Source organism: Teichococcus coralli (assembly GCF_009829925.1).
In the GTDB taxonomy this organism is placed as follows: domain Bacteria; phylum Pseudomonadota; class Alphaproteobacteria; order Acetobacterales; family Acetobacteraceae; genus Pseudoroseomonas; species Pseudoroseomonas coralli.
The window spans coordinates 121,477-142,559 of the sequence record NZ_SNVJ01000002.1; the positions used below are offsets into that span (position 1 = coordinate 121,477).

Genomic DNA, 21,083 nt, shown 5'->3' on the forward strand with positions numbered 1-21,083 from the left:
TTTGCCCTCGCTTGCCGACTTCATCGAGCGGCCCGAGCGGGAGATGACGGCACGCTTCCCGATGCTGACGCCGGTCGTCTACGGCCACGCTTGGGACGGCAGCCTCCACCGGAACCTGCGGGCCACGGCGCGGACCTTGCCGAACCAGCTTGCGGTGTCGGAGGCGAGCCGCACCGCGCTCTACGACATCGTGGACGCGCATGGGGGATCCTTCAGCGCCGAGCATGGCGTCGGGCGGCCCTACAAAGGCCACGTGGCGGCGCGCATCCCGGCTGGCAGGGTGCAAGCCATGCGGCGCGAAGGCCGCATTGGACCCGGCCGGGATCCTGAACCCCGGAGCGGTGCTACGGGACTGAAAGCGGCGCCGCTGGCCCGCATGGTGGGACAACGGCACGAGGCGCGAGAACTCGGCTGTAGATCGGCCTCGACGGGTTTCGCTACAGCAATGACGTTCGGAAAGGCTGGAGGCCGGGTGGCGCATATCGGCAAACCGGTCTCCAGGGAACCGCATCCAAAGGCGGCCAGATCATCAAATGCTGGAGGAAACCATGAACGAGTATCGGACTACCCGACGCGGTGTGCTGGCGTTTGGCGCCGCAGCGCTCGCGGGCGCCACGACACACGTCACGCCAGCCGCGGCGCAGGCCTGGCCAAGCCGTCCCATCACCATGGTTGTTCCGTTTCCTCCGGGAGGAACGAGCGACACGATGGCTCGGCTGATCGCCTCGGAAGTAGGGAAGGCCCTCGGCCAGACGATCGTCGTTGAGAACCGCGCCGGCGCCAACGGCAACATCGGCTCAGCGGCCGTCGCGCGTTCGGCTGCTGACGGATACACCCTGCTCCTGTCCGGGATCGGCTCCCACGCCATCAACGCTGGCCTTTACAAGTCGATGCCCTACGACACGGTGAAGGACTTCACGCACATCACCCTCATCGCCTCGGGGCCGAACGGGATCGCGGTCCACCCTGATTTCCCCGCCCGGACCCTGGCCGATCTGGTCGCTCTCGCGAAGCGCGAGCCGGGCAAGCACAGCTACGCCAGTTCCGGCACCGGCTCGTCCGGCAACCTGGCCATGGAGCTGTTCAAGCTGAAGGCCGGGGTTGCCATCGAGCACATTCCCTACCGTGGTGGCGCCCCCGCCATGACGGACGTGCTGGGCGGACAGGTGCCGGTCCTCATCACGAATGCCGACGCGCTCCTCCCGCACGTCAAGGATGGCAGGTTGCGGATGCTGGCGGTGACGAGCGCCGAACGGAGCGCATTGTTTCCGGACACGCCGACTGTCGTCGAGAGTGGCACTCCCGACGTGATCGCGGTGTCCTGGACAGGGCTGTCCGCGCCCGCCGGGTTGCCGGCCGCGATGGTGGCGCGGCTGCAGGCCGAGACGGCGAAAGCGGTGCGGGGCCCCCTGAAGGAAAAGCTGCTCGCGAACGGCCTCGTGCCGGGCGGCATCTCCGCCGAGGCTTACGCGAGCTTCGTCGCGTCCGAGACAACGAGGTGGAAGGAGGTTGTGGAGGCAGCCGGTATCAAGCCGGAGTAAGGCACTCGCTCCAGCCCTGGTCGGCGACAGGATACTGGTCGGCGTCACGTCCGAGCCGCCGAACCCTGCGGCCACCACCCTTATCCATGCAGCTGCGTCGCCTGGGTAAGGGCACCTCCGTCATGACACCTGGAGGCCAAGTCCCCGCGCGAGCGGCGCCGCCTGATCCAGGGAGATGCGGGCGCCCTTGAGACGCGCGACGTCGGCCATCGAGAGCCCGCCAAGATCAGTGCCCCTCAGGTCGGCATCTTCGAAGCGCGCGCCGTCGGCCCCGACGAAGCCCTGGAAGCCGCCCGTGCCACCGTGCTGGCGGTCTGGCCCTCCCTGCCCGCCAGCCACCCGTCCGAAGCCCTCGACGTCTTGGCGAAGCGGGCGCCTTGCCCTGATGCGGAGCCTGTTCCTTCCGGCGCTCCGGACGGCCCGAAGCCGGTGCCGCGTGAGGACGTCATCGCCTGTCTCTCCTACCACGTGCACCTGACCGTACAGGAGATCGAGGCTGCGCTGTCACGACGTGCCGCCGAACGCGCGGAGGCTTCCGTCGCTGGGTGAGGGCGGGCGGCGTTGGAGACCGGCGCCCCCTTCCGCGCCTCCCGCGGGCGGGTCGAACCGCCACTGCGCCTCCTGGCCGACCGCCAGGTCCAGGCTCGGCGGGTGAGGATGGGGGCGACGCTCCGACCATATGCGTGCCTGCCTCCAGGTCAAGCGTTCCGCGGGGTGGGCCCGCTCGTCACGTACGGGTTCAGGACACCCGCTGCCAGCAGGTCCAGGCACCCGAGCGTCGCCATGCCCGGACCCTGGGCCAAAGTTGCCGGACCGGGTACATGGAGCCCGTCTCCCAGCCTGGCGCAGGCTGGCAGGGACAGATCGAGTTCCATCTATCTCGAGTTCAACTCGATCCCGCAAGGCGCCGCCCGTCGCGCCGAGAAGGGCTGCTTTCGCGGGATGCCGCACGACGTCCAGGAGGCTCCAGGGGTAGAACCCGATCGCCTGGACCAGGCGGGCAGCCAACCAGGAAGGCAGGTTACCCGCTTCGGCGCTGGCCGTGGAAGCCATGGGGGCAAGGCGCCTGACACGGTCGCGCGTGCCAGGGCGCAAAGGGATGTGCGGCGCCTTCCTGCCCCGCTAGGCTCCCCGAAAGACGGGAGGAATGCATGGAGTTCGGCGTCTTCGACATCTTCCGGATCGGGATCGGGCCCTCCAGCTCGCACACCGTCGGGCCGATGCGGGCGGCGGCGGGCTTTGTCCGCGCGCTGGGCGAAAAGGGCGTGCTGCCGCAGGTGGCCCGCCTCCGAGCGGAAGTGTTCGGCTCCCTGGCGCTCACGGGTCGCGGCCACGCCACCGACATCGCGGTGCTGCTCGGCCTTTCCGGCGAATGGCCGGAACGCCTGGACCCCGACGACGCCACCCGCCTCGTCGCCGGCATTCGCGCCGAAGGTGTGCTGCGGCTGGATGGCCGCCATCCCGTGCCCTTTGCCGAGGCGCGGGACCTGCTGCTGCACCAGCGGGAGACGCTGCCCGGCCACACCAACGGAATGCGCTTCACCGCCCTGGCCGCGGGCGGCGCGGTGCTGGAGGAACTGGTCTGCTACTCGATCGGCGGCGGCTTCGTCGCGACGGAGGAAGACCTGGCGCGGGAGATCGGCCCGGCGACCGCGGTCGCCCTGCCCTACGCCTTCGCCTCGGGTGCCGAGATGCTGGCCATGGCGGCGCGAAGCGGGCTCTCGATCGCCGACATGATGCGCGCCAACGAGCAGGCGCGGGGCCTCGGCACGCAGGCGGTCGAAGCCGGGCTGCGCCGCATCGCCGACGCCATGCGCGACTGCATCGCCCGCGGCATGCGCGGCGAGGGCCACCTGCCCGGCCGCACCCATCTGCGCCGCCGCGCCGCCGCCTTGCACCGCGACCTTCTGGCACGCCCGCGCGAGGCGGACCCGATGACGGTTTCCGACTGGGTCAGCCTCTTCGCCATCGCGGTCAACGAGGAGAACGCGGCGGGCGGCCGCGTCGTCACCGCTCCGACCAACGGCGCCGCCGGCATCGTTCCGGCCGTGATGCACTACTACGAGCGCTTCGTTCCAGGCGCGACACCCGAGGGCGTGCTCGACCTGCTGCTGACCGCCGGCGCCATCGGCGTGCTCTACAAGCGCAACGCCTCGATCTCAGGCGCCGAGGTCGGTTGCCAGGGCGAGGTCGGCGTCGCCTGCTCGATGGCGGCGGCGGGGCTGGCCGCGGCCATGGGCGGCACGCCGGCGCAGGTGGAGAACGCCGCCGAGATCGGCATGGAGCACAATCTCGGCCTGACCTGCGACCCGGTGGGGGGGCTGGTGCAGATCCCCTGCATCGAGCGCAACGCGGTGGGCGCCAACAAGGCGATCATCGCCGCCCGGCTCGCCCTGCGTGGTGACGGCGCGCACCACGTTTCGCTGGACGACGTCATTCGCACCATGCGGCAGACCGGGCTCGACATGCAGTCGAAGTACAAGGAGACCTCGCTCGGCGGCCTGGCGGTGAACGTGACGGAGTGCTGAGCCCGGGCCTCAGGCGCCTTCTCCCACGCCCGACCGGCTCTCCGCTGCTGATCCCCTGAGCCGGCGTCAGTCCAACGTCGCGCCGGAAGCCTCGACCAGGCCCTGCCAGACCTTTTCCTGCGCGCGCAGGTAGTCGCCGAAGGCGGCGGGGGAGGCATCGGAGACGGGCGCGAAGCCAAGCGGCTCCATCTTGGCGCGGAACGCCTCGGACTGCGCCACCTGCCGGATCGCCCGGTGCAGCAGCGCCAGGCGATCCTGCGGCGTGCCGACGGGCGCCATGACCGCGTACCAGGACTGCGCATCAATGCCCGAATCCGGCAGCAGCTCGGCCATGCCGGGAACATCGCGCAGTTCCGGCACATAGGTGACGCGCTGGGCGCTGCCTACCGCCAGCGGGCGGAACCGGCCCTCGCGCACATGCGGCATCAAGGCGGGAATCACGTCGAACATCATGTCGATATTGCCGGCCAGCAGGTCCTGGATGGCTGGCGCACCGCCGCGATAGGGCACATGGGTGATGTCCACCCCCGCCGCGCGCTTCAACGCCGCCAGCGTCAGGTGGCTGACCGAGCCGGTGCCCGACGAGCCCATGGTGATCTTGCCAGGGTCCTGCTTCGCCGCCGCGATCAGCTCGGCGAAGTTCTTCCAGGGGCGATCGGCATTCACCACCAGAAGCACCGTTCCGGTGGCGACGCGGGTCACGGGCGCGAGGTCCGCCGTCGGGTCGAAGGGCATCGACTTGCGGAACAGGAACTTGTTGGCCGCGAGAATGGTCGCGGTGCCGAGCAGGAGCGTATAGCCGTCCTTCGGTGCCTTCGCGACGGCGTCGCCGCCGAGGTTGCCGCCAGCGCCGCCGCGATTCTCCACCACCACCGTCTGGCCGAGGATCGGCGCCAGCAGGTCCGCGAGGAGGCGCCCGGTCAGGTCCACCGCTCCACCCGGCGTGAAAGGCACCACCAGGCGAAGCGGCCGGTCTGGGAAGGCTTCCTGAGCGCGCAGGGGCGCTGGCCCGGCCAAGGAAGCAAGCCCGGCGGCAAAGGGTGTGGCCAGAAGGGCGCGGCGTCCGGTCATGCGATGGCGTTTCCCGTGATTGCGTGACGATAGGATCCAATCGTTGCAATAATGGCGTTTTCGTGCAACAAATATTTCATGTCCGCCGCCTCCCCCATTGACCGGTTGCGCTGCGCCCTGCCTGACCTGCCGCCACGGCTGCAGGAGGTGGCGCGCTTCGTTGCCCGCCACGAATTCGACGCCGCCACTCGCTCCATGCGCGACCTGGCGGCGGCGGCCGGCGCGCAGCCCGCCAGCTTCACCCGGCTGGCTCAGGCGCTGGGCTATTCCGGCTGGGACGCGCTGCGCGACGGGTTGATCGAGGCGCAGCGGGAGGCCGGGCGAGCCCAGGGCCGGCCTTTCTCCACCCGCATCCGTCGCGCGCAGCCGGGAGCGCACGAACCCGCCCTGGCCGCGACCGACCTCGCCGGCGAGATGCTGGCCGCCGATGCCGCCGGCCTCGCGCGGCTGGATGCCGGGCGGATCGGCCAGGCGGCGGCGGCCCTGCACGAGGCGCCGCGCGCCTGGGCGGTCGGCTTCCGCTCCTGCCGCGCGGTGGCGCAACTGCTGCACTACCAGCTCAGCCTGTTCCGCCCGCACGCGGTGCGGCTGGCCGGTGCCGACCGGCCGGAAGACCTCGACTTCGGCGCCTTCCAGTCCGGGGATGCCGTCCTTCTGGTGACCTTCGCGCCCTATTCGCGCGCCAGCCTCCTCGCCGCCCAGGCGGCGCGCGCCGCGGGCTGCGTCATCATCGCCCTCGCCGACCGGCCGGACGCGCCCGCCGTGGAGGGCGCCCACCACCTGCTGCCCTTCGAGGCCGCCGCCGCACCGGGCTTCTTTCCGAGCCTGACCGGCGCACTCGCATCGGCGCAGGCCCTCGTTGCCGCATCCTTCCTGCTCGGGGGCGAGGCCGCCATGGCGCGGCTGCGCGATGCGGAGGAGCGGCTGGCCGCCCTTTCCCAGTACATTCCCAGCGAGGACCCTCCGGCATGACCCGCATCCTGCATCGCAGTTCGCGCACCGAACCGCCCCTGGCGGTGCGGGCGGAGGGAAGCTGGATCACCCAAACCGGCGGGCACCGCGTGCTCGACGCTTCCGGCGGGGCGGCCGTCTCCTGCCTCGGGCACGGCCATCCCCGCGTGGTGGAGGCGATCCGCCGGCAGGTGGGGCAAGTGGACTACGTGCATTCCGGCTTCTTCTCCAGCGAGCCGGCCGAGGCGCTGGCGGAGATGCTGGTCGGGCATGAGCCGGGCGGGCTGGCTGGTGCCTATTTCGTTTCAAGCGGGTCGGAGGCGATCGAGGCCGCACTGAAGCTGGCGCGACAGTATTTTCTGGAAGTCGGCCAGGAGCGGCGGCAGCGCTTCATCGCGCGGCGGCAGAGCTACCACGGCAACACGCTGGGGGCGCTGGCGGCCGGCGGCAACGCGCTGCGCCGCGCGCCCTACGCGCCGCTGCTGGCGGCGGCCTTCAGCCATGTCTCGCCAGCCCATGCCTATCGCGGTCAGCAGGAGGGCGAGAGCGAGGAGGCCTTCGCGCGCCGCCTCGCCGCCGAGCTGGAGGCCGAGTTCCAGCGCCTGGGGCCGGACACGGTGGCCGCCTTTGTCGCCGAGCCGGTGGTCGGCGCCACGCTGGGCTGCGTGCCGGCGCCGGCGGGCTATTTCCGCGCCGTGCGCGAGGTTTGCGACCGGCACGGCGCGCTGCTGATCCTCGACGAGGTGATGTGCGGCATGGGCCGCACCGGCACGCTGCATGCCTGGGAGCAGGAGGGCATCGCGCCCGACATCCAGGTCGTGGCGAAGGGGCTGGGTGGCGGCTTCCAACCGATCGGCGCCCTGCTGATCCAGGGAAAGATCCTGGTGGCCATCCGGGACGGCTCCGGCAGCTTCAAGCACGGTCACACTTACGTCGCGCATCCCGTGGCCTGCGCCGCAGCGCTGGAGGTGCAGCGCGTGATCCGGGAAGAAGGGCTGCTAGGGCAGGTCCAAGCGCTCGGGCAGCGGCTGCGGCAGGGGCTGGAGGCCCGGCTCGGCCAGCATCCGCATGTCGGCGACATCCGCGGGCGCGGGCTGTTCCACGCCATTGAGCTGGTGTCCGATCGCGAGAGCAAGGCGCCCTTCGACCCAGCCCTGCAGCTGAACCTCCGCATCCGCGAAGCTGCCCTGGCCGCGGGCCTGGCCTGCTATCCCGGCGGCGGCACGGCGGATGGCCGCGCGGGCGACCACATCCTGCTCGCACCACCCTATACTGCAACGGATGAGGAGATCGACCTGATCGTCGAGCGCCTGGGGGCGGCCGTGGAGCTGGCTCTGGCAGGGGTGGCGCAGGCATGACGCGGCTCGCCATCGCGCGGCTCTGGCACGAGGGCAATTCCTTCAGCCCGGTTCCCACGAGCATCAAGGACTTCCATGCGTCCGAGTGGACGGCGGGCGAAGCGGCCCGTGAGGTCTACCGCGGCACGGAGACGGAGATCGGCGGCGCGCTGGACTTCCTCGACGCGCATCCGGATTGGGAGGCGGTGTTCCTGCGCCAGGCGGCCGCCATGCCCGGCGGCATCCTAGAGCGGGCGGTTTTCGAGCAGGTCTGCTCGGAAGTGCTGGAGGGGCTCGCGGGCGGCGGCTTCGATGCCGTCTATCTTTCGCTGCACGGCGCCATGGTGGTGGAGGACCTGCCGCTCGCCGATCTGGAGCTGATCCGCCGCGTGCGGGGCGCCACAGGCCATGGCGTGAAGCTGGCGGCCAGCTTCGACCTGCACGCCAACATGCACCCCGACATCGCGCGGCTGCTGGATGTCGGGACCGCCTACCGCACCTATCCGCATATCGACATGCGGCCCACAGGCCGCCGCGCGCTGGAGCTGCTGCGGAACGCGGTGGAAGGCCGCAGCCGCCCGGTCGGCATCATCGCGAAGCTGGGCGCCATCCTGCCCAGCATCAACATGCGCAGCGCCGCGGGCCCGATGGCGGAGATGGAGGAAGCCGCACGCGCCGCCGAGGCGCTGCCCGGCGTGCTGGACGCAAGCATCTTCGGCGGCTTCACCTATGGCGACACGCCCTCCGCCGGTGCAAGCGTGATGGTCTTTGCCGATGGCGACGCGGCGGTGGCCGGGCGGGCGGCGGCGGCCCTGATCGCGGACTATGCGGCGCGGCGGGACCGCTTCTTCATCCGCCTGCCCAGCGTCGAGGACGGCCTGCGGCAGGCGCTGGACGGCGGGCCCCTCCCCGCCGCCATCGTGGATGCCGGCGACAACCCTTATTCCGGCGGCATCGGCGACACGCCGGAGCTGATCCGGGCGGTGCTGGCGCTGGCCCCGCAGGTGCCCACGGTGGTCGCCTTCTACTGCGACCCGGAGCTGGTGCAGCGGGCGCGGGCGGCCGGCCTCGGCGGCGCCCTGTGCGGCACGCTGGGCGGCCGGCTGGCAAGCGACTACGGCGAGCCCGCGCCCTTCGCCGGCACGGTTGCGCTGCTGACGGAGGGCCGCTTCCAGAACCGCGGACCGGTGCTGGGTGGCATGGCGGTGGACCTGGGCCCGACGGCGGTGATCACCATCGGGCAGGTGCGGGTGATCGTCACCACGCGCTGCATCTCGCCGAGCGATCCGGGCTTCTTCGACCTGCACGAGGTGGATGTGACGCAGCCCGGCCTGCTGTGCGTCAAGGCGAAGAACCACTTCCGCGCCGCCTTCGCGCCGCTGCTGCCACGGATGATCGACGTGGACGCACCAGGCCCTGCGGCGCTCGAAATCCGAGGCTTCCGTTTCCGCCACGCGCCGCCGTCGCTCTACCCGCTCAGCGACAACTGAGGGCGGGGCCCGGGGGGACACCATCCCCCCGGCAGGGGCCCAGGGGGCGGCGCCCCCTGCCCTTCCCTACTTCTGCAGCGCCTGAACGATCTGCTGCGTCACCTTCTTGGCGTCGCCGAAGAGCATCATGGTGTTGTCGCGGAAGAACAGCTCGTTCTCCACGCCGGCATAGCCGGAGGACATGCCGCGCTTGACGAAGAAGACGGTCTTGGCCCGCTCCACGTCGAGGATTGGCATGCCATAGATGGCCGACGACTTGTCGGTCTTCGCCGCCGGGTTGGTGACGTCGTTGGCGCCGATCACGTAGGCGACGTCGGCCTCGCCGAACTCGGGGTTGATCTCCTCCAGTTCGTGCACCTCGTCATAGGGCACGTTCGCCTCGGCCAGCAGCACGTTCATGTGCCCGGGCATGCGGCCCGCCACGGGGTGGATGGCGTAGGAGATCTCGGCGCCTTCCTTCTTCAGCAGCTCGGCCATCTCGCGCAGCACCTGCTGGGCCTGCGCCACCGCCATGCCGTAGCCGGGCACGATGATGATCTTGCCGGCGTTCTTCATGATGTAGGCGGCATCCTCGGGCGAGCCGGACTTCACCGGCCGGGCCGGGCCGTCGCCAGCGCCGGCGGAACCCGCCGCCGCGCCGGCATCGCTGCCGAAGCCGCCGAGCAGCACGTTGATGATGCTGCGGTTCATCCCCTTGCACATGATGTAGGAGAGGATGGCACCGGAGGCGCCGACCAGCGCGCCGGTGACGATCAGCAGCAGGTTGCCGACGGTGAAGCCGATGCCCGCCGCCGCCCAGCCGGAATAGCTGTTCAGCATGGACACGACGACCGGCATGTCGGCGCCGCCGATCGGGATGATCAGCAGGAAGCCGAGCGCGAAGGCCAGCAGCGCGATCAGCCAGAACAGCAGGCCGGAGCCGGTGGCGACGAAGGCGATGACCAGCACCAGCAGCAGGATGCCGAGGCCGAGGTTCAGCCAGTGCTGGAAGCGGAACAGGATCGGCGCGCCGGACATCAGCGCCTGCAGCTTGGCGAAGGCGATCAGCGAGCCGGAGAAGGTGATGGCACCGATGGCGAGGCCAAGCGACATCTCCACCAAGCTGCCGCCATGGATGTTCCCAGGCGTGCCGATGCCGAAGCTCTCAGGGTTGTAGAAGGCGGCGGCCGCGACGAAGACCGCCGCCAGACCCACCAGCGAGTGGAAGGCAGCGACGAGCTGCGGCAGCGCCGTCATCTGGATGCGGTTGGCCACCACGGCGCCGATGCCGCCGCCGATGAGCACGCCGGCCAGCACCAGCAGCAGGCCGGAGAACTCGATGCCCGGCCGGAAGAGCGTCGCCACGATGGCGATGCCCATGCCGATCATGCCGAAGAGATTGCCCCGCCGGCTGGTCTCGGGATGGGAAAGGCCGCGCAGCGCCAGGATGAAGAGGACGGCGGCGACGAGGTAGGCGAGGGTCGAGAGCGTATGCGCCACCGGCTCAGCCCTTCTTCCGGAACATGCTGAGCATCCGGCGGGTCACCAGGAAGCCGCCGAAGATGTTCACCGAGGCCAGCGTCACGGCGAGGAAGCCGAAGAACTTGGCGGCCCAGGAGTCGCCGAGGCCGGCGGCCAGGATGGCGCCCACCACGATGACGGAGGAGATGGCGTTGGTGACGCCCATCAGCGGCGAGTGCAGCGCCGGCGTCACGTTCCAGACGACGTAGTAGCCGACGAAGCAGGCGAGCAGGAAAATGGTCAGCAACAGCAGGAAGGGCTCGGCCTGCTGCGCCCCATGGGCAACGGCCGGCGCCACGGCCTCGGCCATGCGGCGCGCCTCGGCGGCCAGGGCCAGCGCGCGCTCGGCCGTGGCGGTCGCCTGGTTGGCGAGATCGGTCGGGTTCATTCTTGTTTCCTCCCCCTTCAGGCCGCGGGGGCCTGGGCCAGCATCGGGTGCACAACCGCCCCGCCACGCGTCAGCGTCACGCCGCGGACGATCTCGTCCTCCTGCGGCAGCTTCGGCGCGCCGGCTTCCTTGTCCCAGAAGGTGGAGAGAAAGGTCAGCAGGTTGCGCGCATAGAGCGCGCTGGCGGCGGCGGGAATGCGGCCGGGCCAGTTGCGCCAGCCCAGGATCTTCACGCCCCCCTCGGTCGTGATCGCCTCGCCCGGCACGGTCAGCGCGCAGTTGCCGCCGGCGTCGGCGGCGATGTCCACCACCACGCTGCCCGGCTTCATGCTGTTCACCATCTCGGCGCCGAGCAGCGTCGGCGCCTTGCGGCCCTGGACAAGCGCGGTGCAGATGACGACGTCGGCGCGCGCCACGGCGGCGGCGATCACCTCGGCCTGCTTGCGCCTGTAGTCCTCGCTCATCTCCTTGGCATAGCCGCCGGCGGTCTGCGCCTGCGCCATCTCGTCATTCTCGACGCCCACGAAGCTGGCACCGAGGGACTTGATTTCCTCCTTGGCCGCGGGACGGACGTCGGTGGCGGAAACCCGGCCGCCGAGGCGCCGCCCCGTGGCGATGGCCTGCAGCCCCGCAACGCCGGCCCCCATGACGAAGACGTTCGCCGCCGGGATGGTACCCGCGGCGGTCATCAGCATGGGGAAGCCCTTGTCGAAGGCGGCGGCGGCCTCGACCACCGCCCGGTAGCCGGCGAGGTTCGCCTGTGAGGAGAGCACATCCATGCTCTGCGCGCGGGTGATGCGCGGCAGCAGCTCCATGCTGCAGGCCTCCAGCCCCGCCTCGGCATAGGACTGCGCGCGGGACGGATTGCCCACCGCCTCCAGCGTGCCGATCAGCAGCGCGCCGCGCGGGATCAGGCCGAGCTCGTCCACCGGCCCTTCGCCGCGCCCGAGCGGCGCCCGCACCTTCAGCACGATCTTGGCGCCTGCCAGCGCTCCCGCGGCATCGGACGCGATCTCCGCCCCTGCCTCACGGTAGGCGGCATCCGGGAAGCCGGCGGCGAGGCCCGCACCGCTTTCGACCGCAACGCTGAGGCCGAGGGCCGCCAGTTTCTTCACCGTCTCCGGTGTCGCGGCGACACGGGTTTCTCCCGCCCGCCTTTCCTTGAGCACCGCAAGGCGCATCCGGCTTCCCCCTCGTTCCTGAACACAATCGTTCCGGAGGATGCCGGTGGCGCCGTGGCCTCGCAAGTCGTCAGTGGCCGGGCGCGGCCTGCCTGGGCGTTCCGGCCCGGAGGCGGGCGCGCCCGCCGCGCCTCACGAGCCGTAGCGCAGCACGACCAGACCCGGGTCGCACCGCACCGCGCGAAGGCTGGCGCCGCCCTCGCCACCGCCCTGCTGCGCGCCCAGCCAGGCGCCATGCAGGCCTTCCAGCACCATCGCGATCCAGCGGCCGGCCTCGTCGCCCGTGGCGCCGACCGCCGGAGCGGCATGGTGGGTGAGCCGCAGGCTGCGGTCGGTCTCGTCCAGCGCCACGCCGACATAGCCCCAGCCGATCGCGCCCAGCGCGTCGTTCATGCGCCCCTCCAGCTCCGCCAGCGTGCTGGCCGGCTGGAGCGGCATCCCGGCCGCCATCTGTGCCCCGACGGAGCGCAGCAGCACGCTGCGGCTGGCCTCATCCACCCGGGCGCCCAGTGTCTCCAACAGGGCCCGCAGGAAGCCACGCCACTGCATGCTGACATCCCGGCGCGCCAAGTAAGCAAGCGCCGCCTGGTCTGCCTCGGTCATCCGTTCCGTACTCCTGCCATTTCCCTGCCTGCCGCCCGCGCGAATCCGAAGCGGCGGGCGTCACTGATCAAGCCGATAACGCGCATAAAGCAGACCGCGCGCCTCGCTCCAATCGGCTGATTTGTCGTAGCGCAGCGCCGCGCCGAGCCGCAGCGCCGGGGTGAGCGCATATTCAAGGTCCCCGCGCAGGCCGCCGATGAAGCCCGTCTGCGTCTGACCCGGGTAGAAGGCCTGCACGGTGGCATCCCCGGCTGCCTGGGCCTCAAGCTGGGCCTGGCGGGCACCGTCGGTCGGGAAGTAGGGCGCCCGATCCTCGCGCCAGGACGCGACGCCGACGCTGGCGCCGACGCGGTAGGCCAGGTTGCCCGCGCGCGCGCGGTAGTCCACCGGCACCGTCGCGGAAACATAGGATTGCGGGCTGTAGTAGCCGCCGTGCCCGAGCGTGAAGAGGCGCAGGTTCTTGTCATAGGACTGGTAGAACAGGTCCAGCCCGGCGACCAGCTCGTCATTCGGGTTGCGGAAGATGGCGTGGCTCAGGCCCAGACCGGCCTCGATGCGCGTGTTGTCGGCCACGCCATCGCCTTCCAGCGTGGAGTAGCCCCCGCCGGCGTAGAAGTTGGTGTTGCCCACGCCGTACTCGAACTGGCCGCGCGCGGTGTTGCGCACCACCCCGCCCCAGACCTGACCCGTGGCGGGATCGCGCTGGCCGGCCCAGGAGAGCAGCGTGTCGGTCATCGCCCGCCGTTCGCCGGTCACGCGCACCCGGAGGTTATCGTTGAGCGCCGGCGCCACCTCGATGCCGCCCACCAGGTTCTGCCGCCGGAAGCCCAGCGGGGTCGTGCCGATATCCAGCGAGAAATTGTCCCGCGTGTAGCCGAGGCCAAGGGAGACGCCGGCAGCCGAGCTGTCGCGCGGGGTGAGCGCCTGCGCCTGGCTGGAGTTGATGCTGCTCTGCGGTCCCGGCAGGGAAAGCGCGTTGGAGCCGAAGCGGCGCAGTGTGGCGGCGTTCTGCTCCATGCCGCCCGAGTCAATGCTGACCGCCTGAGCACGCAACGCGATCCGGCCGCCGACCCCGGGCATGCTGGTGGAAACCTCGGCCCCGCCGCCGACCTCGACCAGCCGGTCCAGCCCGGCCTCGCCCGAACGGCTGCGGAAGCTGACGCCGGGCGTCGCGTAGGAAGCCGACTGGTCCTGCACGGCGGCGTATTCGCGGTTGATCTCGGCCAGCAGCGGGTCTGCCGGGGCGCCGCCGGCGTAGGCGGCTGTCGCCAGCCCCTGCCCGGCCAGCGAGACGCGGCGGAAGGGGTTCTCCGCTGCCCCGGCCGCACCCGAGGCACCGGAGCCGCCGGGGAAGCTGCCCAGCCCGCGGTCCACGCCAAGCTGGCTGCGCCGCTGCTCGGCCGCGAGCTGCAGGGCCGCACGGGCCCGGCGCGTATCCCCGCTGGCGCGCGCCAGCCGGGCCTCCAGCAGCGTCATCCGCGGGTCGTTGGGCGCCAATGCACGGCCTTCCGCCAGCAGTGCCTCGGCGCGGCCCCACTGGCTCAGTGCGATGGCGGCCTCGATGGCGCCGGAGCGTGCCTCGGCATTGCGCGGGTCGCGGCTGAGCACCGCCTCGGCAATGCGCTGCGCCTCACGCGGCTCGCGCGCACCCTGGTAGAGCCGCGCCAGCGCCATGTTGGCGCCGGGGTCCTGCGGGTTCTGCTGCAGCACCGGCACCAGCTGGTCATAGGCGGCGGCCTGGTTGCCCTGCTCGTTCAGCTTGTCGCTGGCGCGGATGGCGAAGCCGCTGCGCAACCCGGCGAGCTGGCGCCGCTCGTCGGCGGTGAGCCGGCTGTCCTGTGCGAGCTGACTGGCCAGCAGCGCAGCCTCCTGGTCGAGCCCCGCCTCCAGCAAGGCCCGGGCGATGCCGATGCGGCCGGAAGGCGGCGCGCCCCGGTTCACCGCCAGCGCCACCCGCGCGGCCTCGGCCGCGCCGGTGCGGTCACCGATGTCAGAGAGCGCATCAACCACCAGCGCCGCCATTTCGCCGCTCGGGTCCGGGCGCGCGGCGAGCGATAGCAGGCGGCGGCGCGCCTCGTCCGGCCTGCCATATCGTGCCGGCTCGGCGGCGGCGGCGACCTCCCGCTGCACCCGGACGCTCCGCAGCAGCCGGTTCTGGTCCGCGCTGCGCAGCCGCTCCGGGATCCGCTCGACCAGGTGCGCGGCATCCTGCGTGCGGCCCTGTTCGCCGGCGAAGAGAGCGGCCGCGTGCAGCGCCTCGGCATTGCCGCTGGCGGCCAGCTGCTCGACCAGCGCGCGCCCTTCCTCCGCCTGCCCCGTCCGGGCCAGTGCGCGGGCGAGATCCAGCCGGATCCAGGGGTTGTCGGCATCGGCGGCGAGCGCCGCCCGCAGCAGGGCCAGCGCCGCTTCCGGATCGCCGGCGCGGTTGGCCTCGGCGCGCAGGGCTTCGGCGCGCTGCGCAGCGGCCGTGGCGGCGAAGGCGGCGCCACGCTGCTGCGCCATCTGCTCGGCCTCGGCGAAGCGTCCCTGGCGCTGCAGCGAGTCGTAGAGGCCGGCGAGCGCAGCGGCGAGGTTCGGCCGCCGGCTCAGTGCGGCACGATAGTGCTGCTCGGCGCCCGCGGCGTCTTCGCGGCGCAGGGCGATGTCACCGAGCAGCACCTCGGCATCCGCGCGATCGCCCCCATCACGACGGACCGTGCGCTGCAGCAGGGTTTCGGCCGCGTCGAGCTGGCCGCGGTTGAGCAAGGCCCGCGCCTGGTTCAGCTCGCCGGTGAAATGCGCGCCCTCCAGCGCCTTTCCCCATTTGCGGGACCCGTCCCGCGGGTCGAGCGTGATGGCCTGGTTCAGGAGGCTACGGGCCTCCGCATTGCGGCCCTGCCGCAGCCGGACGATGCCAAGGCCGCCCTTCGCATCGCTGTCCCGGGCATCCTTCTCCAGCACCGCCTCGAAGGCCTGCGCCGCCTCGCCGAGGCGCCCCGCGTCCAGCGCCGCGAAGCCACGGATGCGGGCCGAACCGACCTCGTCCACAGGGCCGGCCGGCGGATTTCGGGCCTCCTCCAGCCGCTTCTGCAGGGCAGGATCGTTGGGATGCGTGCGCAGGAAGTCCTCGATGCCGGGGACGGCGTCCGGATCCGGGCCCTGCCAGAGCAACGCCTGCCGCCAGGCCGCCGTGGCGGCATTGGCGATCGAGGGCTGCTGCGTCAGGTCGCGCAGCCGGCGGATGCCCTCGGCCCGCGACCCCTCACGGTAGGTGAGGATCTGCGCATAGGCGAGCGCCAGGCGCGGGTCCTTCGAATTGCGCTCGGCCAGCCGCTCCATCGCGTCCCGCGCCTCGGCATAGCCGTTCTGGGTGCCGGCGAGGGTCTGGTAGAACTCGATGGCATAGGCATCGGGCGGCGTGCCGCCACCGAAGAGCTGCCGGTAACGTTCGACAGCGGCAGCCGCCTGCCCGTTCTGCGCCATGCGCCGCGCCTCCGCGACGGCACCTTGATCAACCGTCGCGCCACGCACCGTGCGCGCGGCCTCGGTGTTGCGCGGGTCGGCCGGGGCGGCCTTGCGCAGCCGCACGAGATAGCCGTTGGCCTCGCTTGGATTGCCGGCCTCGGCCGCCGCGGCGGCGGCGGCGGCCAGCGCGTCCACATTGTTCGGCTCCACCGTCAGAACACGCTCAAGCGTCTGCAGCGCGCGGTCCGGGCGGTTCTGGGTGCGCCAGTAGCTCGCCTGCTCCAGCAGGACGGAAATGGCATTCTCCTGCGCGCTGGCCAATGCCGGCCCGAGCAGCGGCAGGGCTGCCGCCACCGAGAAGACACTGGCCAGCAGGCGGGCGCGGAGAGGAGTCATTGCGTCCTGGTCCTCAGACGGAGGGCGGCACGGCGGCGCAGCGCCCAATAGGTCGGCACGGCGATGCAGATCGCCGCCATGGCGGCCAGCAGCAGCAGAAGATCGGGCCGCTTGCCCAGCCAGTACTGCGGCCACAGGTGCAGCGGCAGGTTGCCGACCGTGTAGTTCGGCTTGATCTTGAAGGCCGAGAGTCGCCCGCCGGATACCATCACCAGGTCCCCCTGGATCTGCGAAAGCTGCTTGCTGTCGCCGAGGGCGTTGACCATGGCTTCCATGCCCTGCGGGTTGGTGCCGGTCAGCGCGACCACCGAGCGGTGGCTCTTGAGCGGGCTCTCGAACCCGATCAGCATGCCGGTTCCTTCGCCAGGCGCGGTGAGCACGGCTTCCAGCTGCTGCCGCTGCAGGCGACGATCATCGCTCAGGAACAGGTTGCGGAAGTTCTCCAGCATATCCGGCAGCGCCACCGCGACGCGGTTGCCCTCCACCCGCAACGGCCCGTCCCGGCCCAGCAGCGTCGTGAGCGCCGGTTGCCGGCCAACCGCACCCACCACCAGCAAGTCCCGGTCCGCCACCTGCTCCATGGCGCTCGGCCGTACCACCTGGATCCCTGTGGCGGGGGAGCCGACAATGGCGGCCATCTTGCCGATCAGCGTCAGGAAGCTCGACAGCTCCAGGGTGTTGGCGCGTTCCGGCAGCACGGCGGCCGTGCCGGAGAAGTCCGCCATCCTGGTGAACGGAAAGCCGGCACCGGCGAAATAGGCAAGGTTCGGCAACTCGGCGAAGTGGTAGGCGCGTGAAAGGTCGATGGTGCTGTCGGGGTCCACCGAAGCGCGCACATCGCCCGGGATTGCCGTGCAGTCGCCACGGTTGAGCGGCCGCATGTCAAAGCGCAGCTGCAACTCGTTCTGGCCGAAGACCAGATAGGGCGGCAGGCCCACCTGCCCCGCGGCGCGGTCCGGCACGGCACCAAGGCCGGTCTGCCGCGCCACCCAGCTCCAGGGCCAGCTCGGCTCGGTTTCCCGCAGCGGGAAGGATTTGAGATAGTGGTTGTTCAGCGTCGCATCGAGGCGCGAAACGGCCACGTCCACCACCGGGCCGGGTGGCGCGCGGAACTTCACGTCCACCGGCAGGGGGCGGTCGCGCCAGGTGTAGAGGTCCGGAGCCGTCCGGAAGGGAATGGAGATGGCGCCCGGGGCGAAGCCGAAGCTCTGCAGCTCGGAAGGGTCCACAAGCTCGCCGAAGCGCACCGGCCGGTCGTCACGGATCCAGCGCGGGGCGTCATAGGGCACGCGCGCGGGCATCTCCGGCTGCTGCACCAGCGCGATCTCGCCGGACAGCGCGTGCTTGCCGACAGCCAGCGCCTGCGCGGCAACCGCCGCCTCGGCGCTGCTGCGCCCGCCGACCACCAGCAGCAGGGATTCAGGGTCGGAGGGGTTCGGCACCACGGCAAGGGTTGGTCCCTCCATCCGCGGCAGGGCGAGGCCGGGGACAGTCTCGCTGCCGGCCACCAGCACCATGGCATCGCCGCGCAAGGGCACGCTGGTGCTCACCGGGAAGACGGCACCGCGATAGTCGGCCTGCACCGCGAACCAGGATGTGGCGATGGCGGCGGCGCGCACCAGGTCGGTGCCCGCGCCATCCGGCAGCACCACCGGCAGCATGAGGCGTTGGTTGCGCAGGCGGCGATCAAAGAACGGCTCCGGCAGGCGCGCGAGATCCCGTGACAGGGGGAGCTTCTCGACGGTGAGCTGAAGCGTGGAAAGCTCGGAGATGGTGGACCAGAGCAGGCCGGAGAGCGGGTCGTTGCACTCCGCCGCATAGCGGCCGGTGAACCGGAAATTGAGCCGGTTGGCCTCGGTGAAGAAAACAGGATTCACCGGAAACTCGATGGGGCCGAAGCTCGGCCTTGCGCGGTCCGGCGTGATGGTGCCGATGAACTGCTCGTTCAGAGTGACGGCGATCTGGCTGAGCTCGGGGATCAACGCGGGGCTGGTGGCACCCTGCAGCACAAGCTTGCCGCCGGTGACCACCTCGTCGGAACGGATGCCGAAGAGAACGCCCTGGAGGTCCGAGACGCCATGCAACTGCATGGGCCCGCTGAGGCCAAGTTGCCGCAGGGTGCGGGTCTCGACCCGCGCGGTGCCGGCGGCTGCCGCGGCTTCGTCGGGCAGAGCGGGGCCCGCGGGCCGCATCGCGGCGGCAGGCCCGCCGGGGAGTGGCGCAAGGCCAGGCAGCTCCGGCGCCGCATTCGGTAGCGGTGCCCAGCCCGGGACGCGCGGCGTGCCGGCATCCGGCAGCGGCGACCTCGACAAGGGTGGCGGCGGCAGAGGCGCCTGCGGGCGCTGCGCCCAGGCGGCACCGGGCAACGCCAGGCCCGCGCAGATCAGCAGCAGCACCGCGGCCGCCCGGCGCACCTTGCCTTCCTGGCCGCCCTCCCTTGCCGGCTGAACGGGCAGCGCAGCCACGGTGGAGGGCGACGCCGCCCCTGGCCCGGCCGGGGACGGGGCCGCCTTGGCCGCGGCCGCGGCCGCCTGCCTGCGTGCCCGTCGCTCCGCGCGCTTGCGCAGCGAGAACTGGCTGTCCCCGCGGAACAGGCCGCCGATGCTGACAACGACCTCAAGCAGGGCGCGCATGGGCCGGTCGGGGCGGACATTGTCCCAGTCGATCCAGGCATCGGCGCGGCCGAGCACCACGCGAACGATGTTGCCCTCGTCCAGCACGCCCTGTGGCGTGAAGCGCACATGCATGCGCTGGTTCTGGCTGCGCAGGATCTCGGCCGGCAACACCACCTGCTCGTCGCTGATCCGGAAGGCGAGCATCGTCGGCGTCTCGGGCGGGAGGTCCAGCGGTTCGGACAACATCAGCGCGACGCCGCCCAGGGAGACGTCGATACTCTCGCCATCGACCTGCCGCCCGTCCGGCAACGCAACCGTCACCGGCAGCCGCGCGCTGATGCGATGGCGCTCGCGCACCTGGCGGCGCTCGCGGCCAACCGCGAGGCCGGCCATCACGGTCATCAGCGATAGCACCACCCAGATGGCGTTCAGCGCATTCGCCTGGAACTCCAGGCTGGAGGGCGGGTTGGCGGCCATGCCGTAGATGCCGGAGAGCAGGCCGAGCATAAGGAACACCGCGAGCGCGAAGTTCGGCCCCACCGCGCGCATGTCGAAATAGCCTTCGTCGAGCGTGCCGCCCTTGTCCGTCACGTTGAACTTGCCCTTCTTGGGATCGAACAGCGTGGTCAGCACGACGGGCAGCAGATAGAGCGACAGCACCGTCTCGTAGATTTCCGACCAGAAGCTGTGGCGCACGCTGCCCTGCAGGCGGCTGTTGGTCGCCACCGAATGGATGATGTGCGGCCCGGCGAAGGCGGCGATGGCCAGCGGCGAGGCGGCGATCAGGTTCTGTCCGAGCAGCAGGAAGGCCAGCGGCGCGGTCAGGAAGACGAAGCGCGGCAGCGGGAACAGGAAGTGCCACTGCGCATTGAGGTAGCAGAGGCGCTGGTACAGCTTGAGCCCTGGGCCCAGCAGCGGGTTCTCCACGCGGAAGATCTGGATCATGCCGCGCGCCCAGCGCATGCGCTGGCCGATATGCGAGATCAGCCGGTCCGTCGCCAGGCCGGCGGCGAGCGGCACGCGCAGATAGGCCGTGCGCCAGCCCAGCCGCTGCATCTTCAGCGAGCAGTGGCAGTCCTCGGTGACGGTCTGGGTCGGTACGCCGCCCACCTGCTCCAGGGCGGTCCGCCGCAGCACGGCGCAGGAGCCGCAGAAGAAGGTCGCGTTCCAGAGGTCATTGCCCTGCTGGACCAGCCCATAGAACAGCAATCCCTCGTTGGGTACCCGCTTCCCGGAGGCCAGGTTCCGCTCGAAGGGGTCGGGCGAGTAGAAATGGTGCGGCGTCTGCAACATGCCGATGCCGCGGTCGCGGAGCATCCATCCGATCGTGAACTGCAGGAAGCCGCGCGTCGCCACGTGGTCGCAGTCGAAGATGACGATGTACTCGCCGTTGGTCTTGGTCGTGGCGTGGTTGATGTTGCCGGCCTTGGCGCCCTTGTTGTCAGGGCGGATCATGTAGCCGCAGCCGATCTCCTCGGCGAACTTGCGGAAGTCCTCCCGCCGCCCGTCGTCGAGGATGTAGACGTTCATCTTGTCGCGTGGCCAATCCATCGAGAGCGCGCCGAAGACGGACGGCTTCACCACCTCGAGCGGCTCGTTGTAGGTCGGGATGAACACGTCGACTACCGGCCACTGGTCCGGATCGTCCGGCATCGGCACGGGCTTGCGATCCAGCGGCCAGAGCTGCTGGAAGTAGGACAGCAGCAGGGCGATCACGGCATAGAGTTCGGCCAGCAGCAGGCCGGTTCCGAAGAAGGTGCTGAAGAAACCGGAGTAATCAAGCGTCTCGGTGATGCGCCAGTAGACGTAGCGCAGCGACACCAGCGAGGAGAGGCCGACCAGGAAGAACATCGCGCCCCGGCCCGGCATGCGCGCGACGATCAGAAAGATCAGGAAGCTGCCAAGCGCCAGCCAGGCCTGCTGCATCGCTTCCAGAGGCGCGACGATGAAAATCGTTCCGAGCAGCACGCCGACCGCGGCGAGCAGCACGTTCAGCGCAGTCCAGCGCCGCACCATTCGGTGCAGAAGGCCAATCATC

At 70.9% G+C, this 21,083-nt stretch carries 13 protein-coding genes; 6 read left to right on the top strand and 7 right to left on the bottom strand.

Annotated features, from left to right (window positions below; all coding sequences use genetic code 11):
* Position 1 precedes the first annotated feature (1 nt).
* From E0493_RS23845 to E0493_RS02655, 3 genes are all read left to right on the top strand, one after another.
* Positions 2 to 766: an FAD-linked oxidase C-terminal domain-containing protein gene (locus E0493_RS23845; RefSeq protein WP_160935365.1), complete on the top strand. Its 765-nt coding sequence runs from the start codon at positions 2 to 4 to the stop codon at positions 764 to 766.
* A complete protein-coding gene (locus E0493_RS02650; RefSeq protein ID WP_235913548.1) occupies positions 708 to 1,541 on the top strand; it encodes a Bug family tripartite tricarboxylate transporter substrate binding protein in 834 nt (277 codons plus the stop codon). Before E0493_RS23845 ends, E0493_RS02650 begins: the two co-directional genes overlap by 59 nt.
* A gap of 1,151 nt (positions 1,542 to 2,692) precedes the next feature.
* Positions 2,693 to 4,069, top strand: coding sequence for an L-serine ammonia-lyase (locus E0493_RS02655; RefSeq protein ID WP_160935367.1), 1,377 nt, complete (start codon positions 2,693 to 2,695; stop codon positions 4,067 to 4,069).
* Between the two features lie 66 nt (positions 4,070 to 4,135).
* Here the strand turns inward: E0493_RS02655 and E0493_RS02660 are convergent, their stop codons facing one another.
* Positions 4,136 to 5,140, bottom strand: coding sequence for a Bug family tripartite tricarboxylate transporter substrate binding protein (locus tag E0493_RS02660; RefSeq protein ID WP_160935368.1), 1,005 nt, complete (start codon positions 5,138 to 5,140; stop codon positions 4,136 to 4,138).
* A gap of 78 nt (positions 5,141 to 5,218) precedes the next feature.
* On the opposite strand from E0493_RS02660, the gene E0493_RS02665 reads away from it, so the two are divergent.
* From E0493_RS02665 to E0493_RS02675, 3 genes are read left to right on the top strand one after another with little or no spacing between them, the layout of a single operon-like run.
* Positions 5,219 to 6,112 carry a MurR/RpiR family transcriptional regulator gene (locus tag E0493_RS02665; RefSeq protein ID WP_160935369.1) on the top strand — a complete coding sequence of 298 codons (894 nt, stop codon included), beginning with the start codon at positions 5,219 to 5,221 and terminating at the stop codon, positions 6,110 to 6,112.
* Positions 6,109 to 7,449, top strand: a complete 1,341-nt coding sequence (locus E0493_RS02670; protein ID WP_160935370.1) for an aspartate aminotransferase family protein — start codon at positions 6,109 to 6,111, stop codon at positions 7,447 to 7,449. The genes E0493_RS02665 and E0493_RS02670 overlap by 4 nt, the downstream gene beginning before the upstream one ends.
* Positions 7,446 to 8,918, top strand: coding sequence for a M81 family metallopeptidase (locus E0493_RS02675; RefSeq protein WP_160935371.1), 1,473 nt, complete (start codon positions 7,446 to 7,448; stop codon positions 8,916 to 8,918). Before E0493_RS02670 ends, E0493_RS02675 begins: the two co-directional genes overlap by 4 nt.
* Before the next feature lie 66 nt (positions 8,919 to 8,984).
* Here the strand turns inward: E0493_RS02675 and E0493_RS02680 are convergent, their stop codons facing one another.
* From E0493_RS02680 to bcsA, 6 genes are all read right to left on the bottom strand, one after another.
* Entirely contained in the window at positions 8,985 to 10,397 is a 1,413-nt protein-coding gene (locus tag E0493_RS02680; protein WP_160935372.1) for an NAD(P)(+) transhydrogenase (Re/Si-specific) subunit beta, read from the bottom strand.
* Positions 10,398 to 10,401: 4 nt separating this feature from the next.
* On the bottom strand, positions 10,402 to 10,806 hold the full coding sequence (locus E0493_RS02685; RefSeq protein ID WP_160935373.1) for an NAD(P) transhydrogenase subunit alpha: 405 nt from the start codon (positions 10,804 to 10,806) through the stop codon (positions 10,402 to 10,404).
* Positions 10,807 to 10,823: 17 nt separating this feature from the next.
* Positions 10,824 to 11,987, bottom strand: a complete 1,164-nt coding sequence (locus tag E0493_RS02690) for a Re/Si-specific NAD(P)(+) transhydrogenase subunit alpha (RefSeq protein ID WP_160935374.1) — start codon at positions 11,985 to 11,987, stop codon at positions 10,824 to 10,826.
* 132 nt (positions 11,988 to 12,119) lie between these two features.
* The gene (gene bcsD, locus E0493_RS02695; protein ID WP_160935375.1) at positions 12,120 to 12,590 is read right to left on the bottom strand and encodes a cellulose biosynthesis protein BcsD; all 471 of its coding nucleotides are present in this window, start codon (positions 12,588 to 12,590) and stop codon (positions 12,120 to 12,122) included.
* A 60-nt stretch (positions 12,591 to 12,650) separates the two neighbouring features.
* A complete protein-coding gene (locus E0493_RS02700; RefSeq protein WP_160935376.1) occupies positions 12,651 to 16,430 on the bottom strand; it encodes a cellulose biosynthesis protein BcsC in 3,780 nt (1,259 codons plus the stop codon).
* Positions 16,427 to 21,082 (bottom strand): UDP-forming cellulose synthase catalytic subunit, encoded by a 4,656-nt coding sequence (gene bcsA / locus E0493_RS02705; RefSeq protein ID WP_160935377.1) that lies wholly within the window; start codon positions 21,080 to 21,082, stop codon positions 16,427 to 16,429. Before bcsA ends, E0493_RS02700 begins: the two co-directional genes overlap by 4 nt.
* Between the last annotated feature and the right edge of the window lies 1 nt (position 21,083).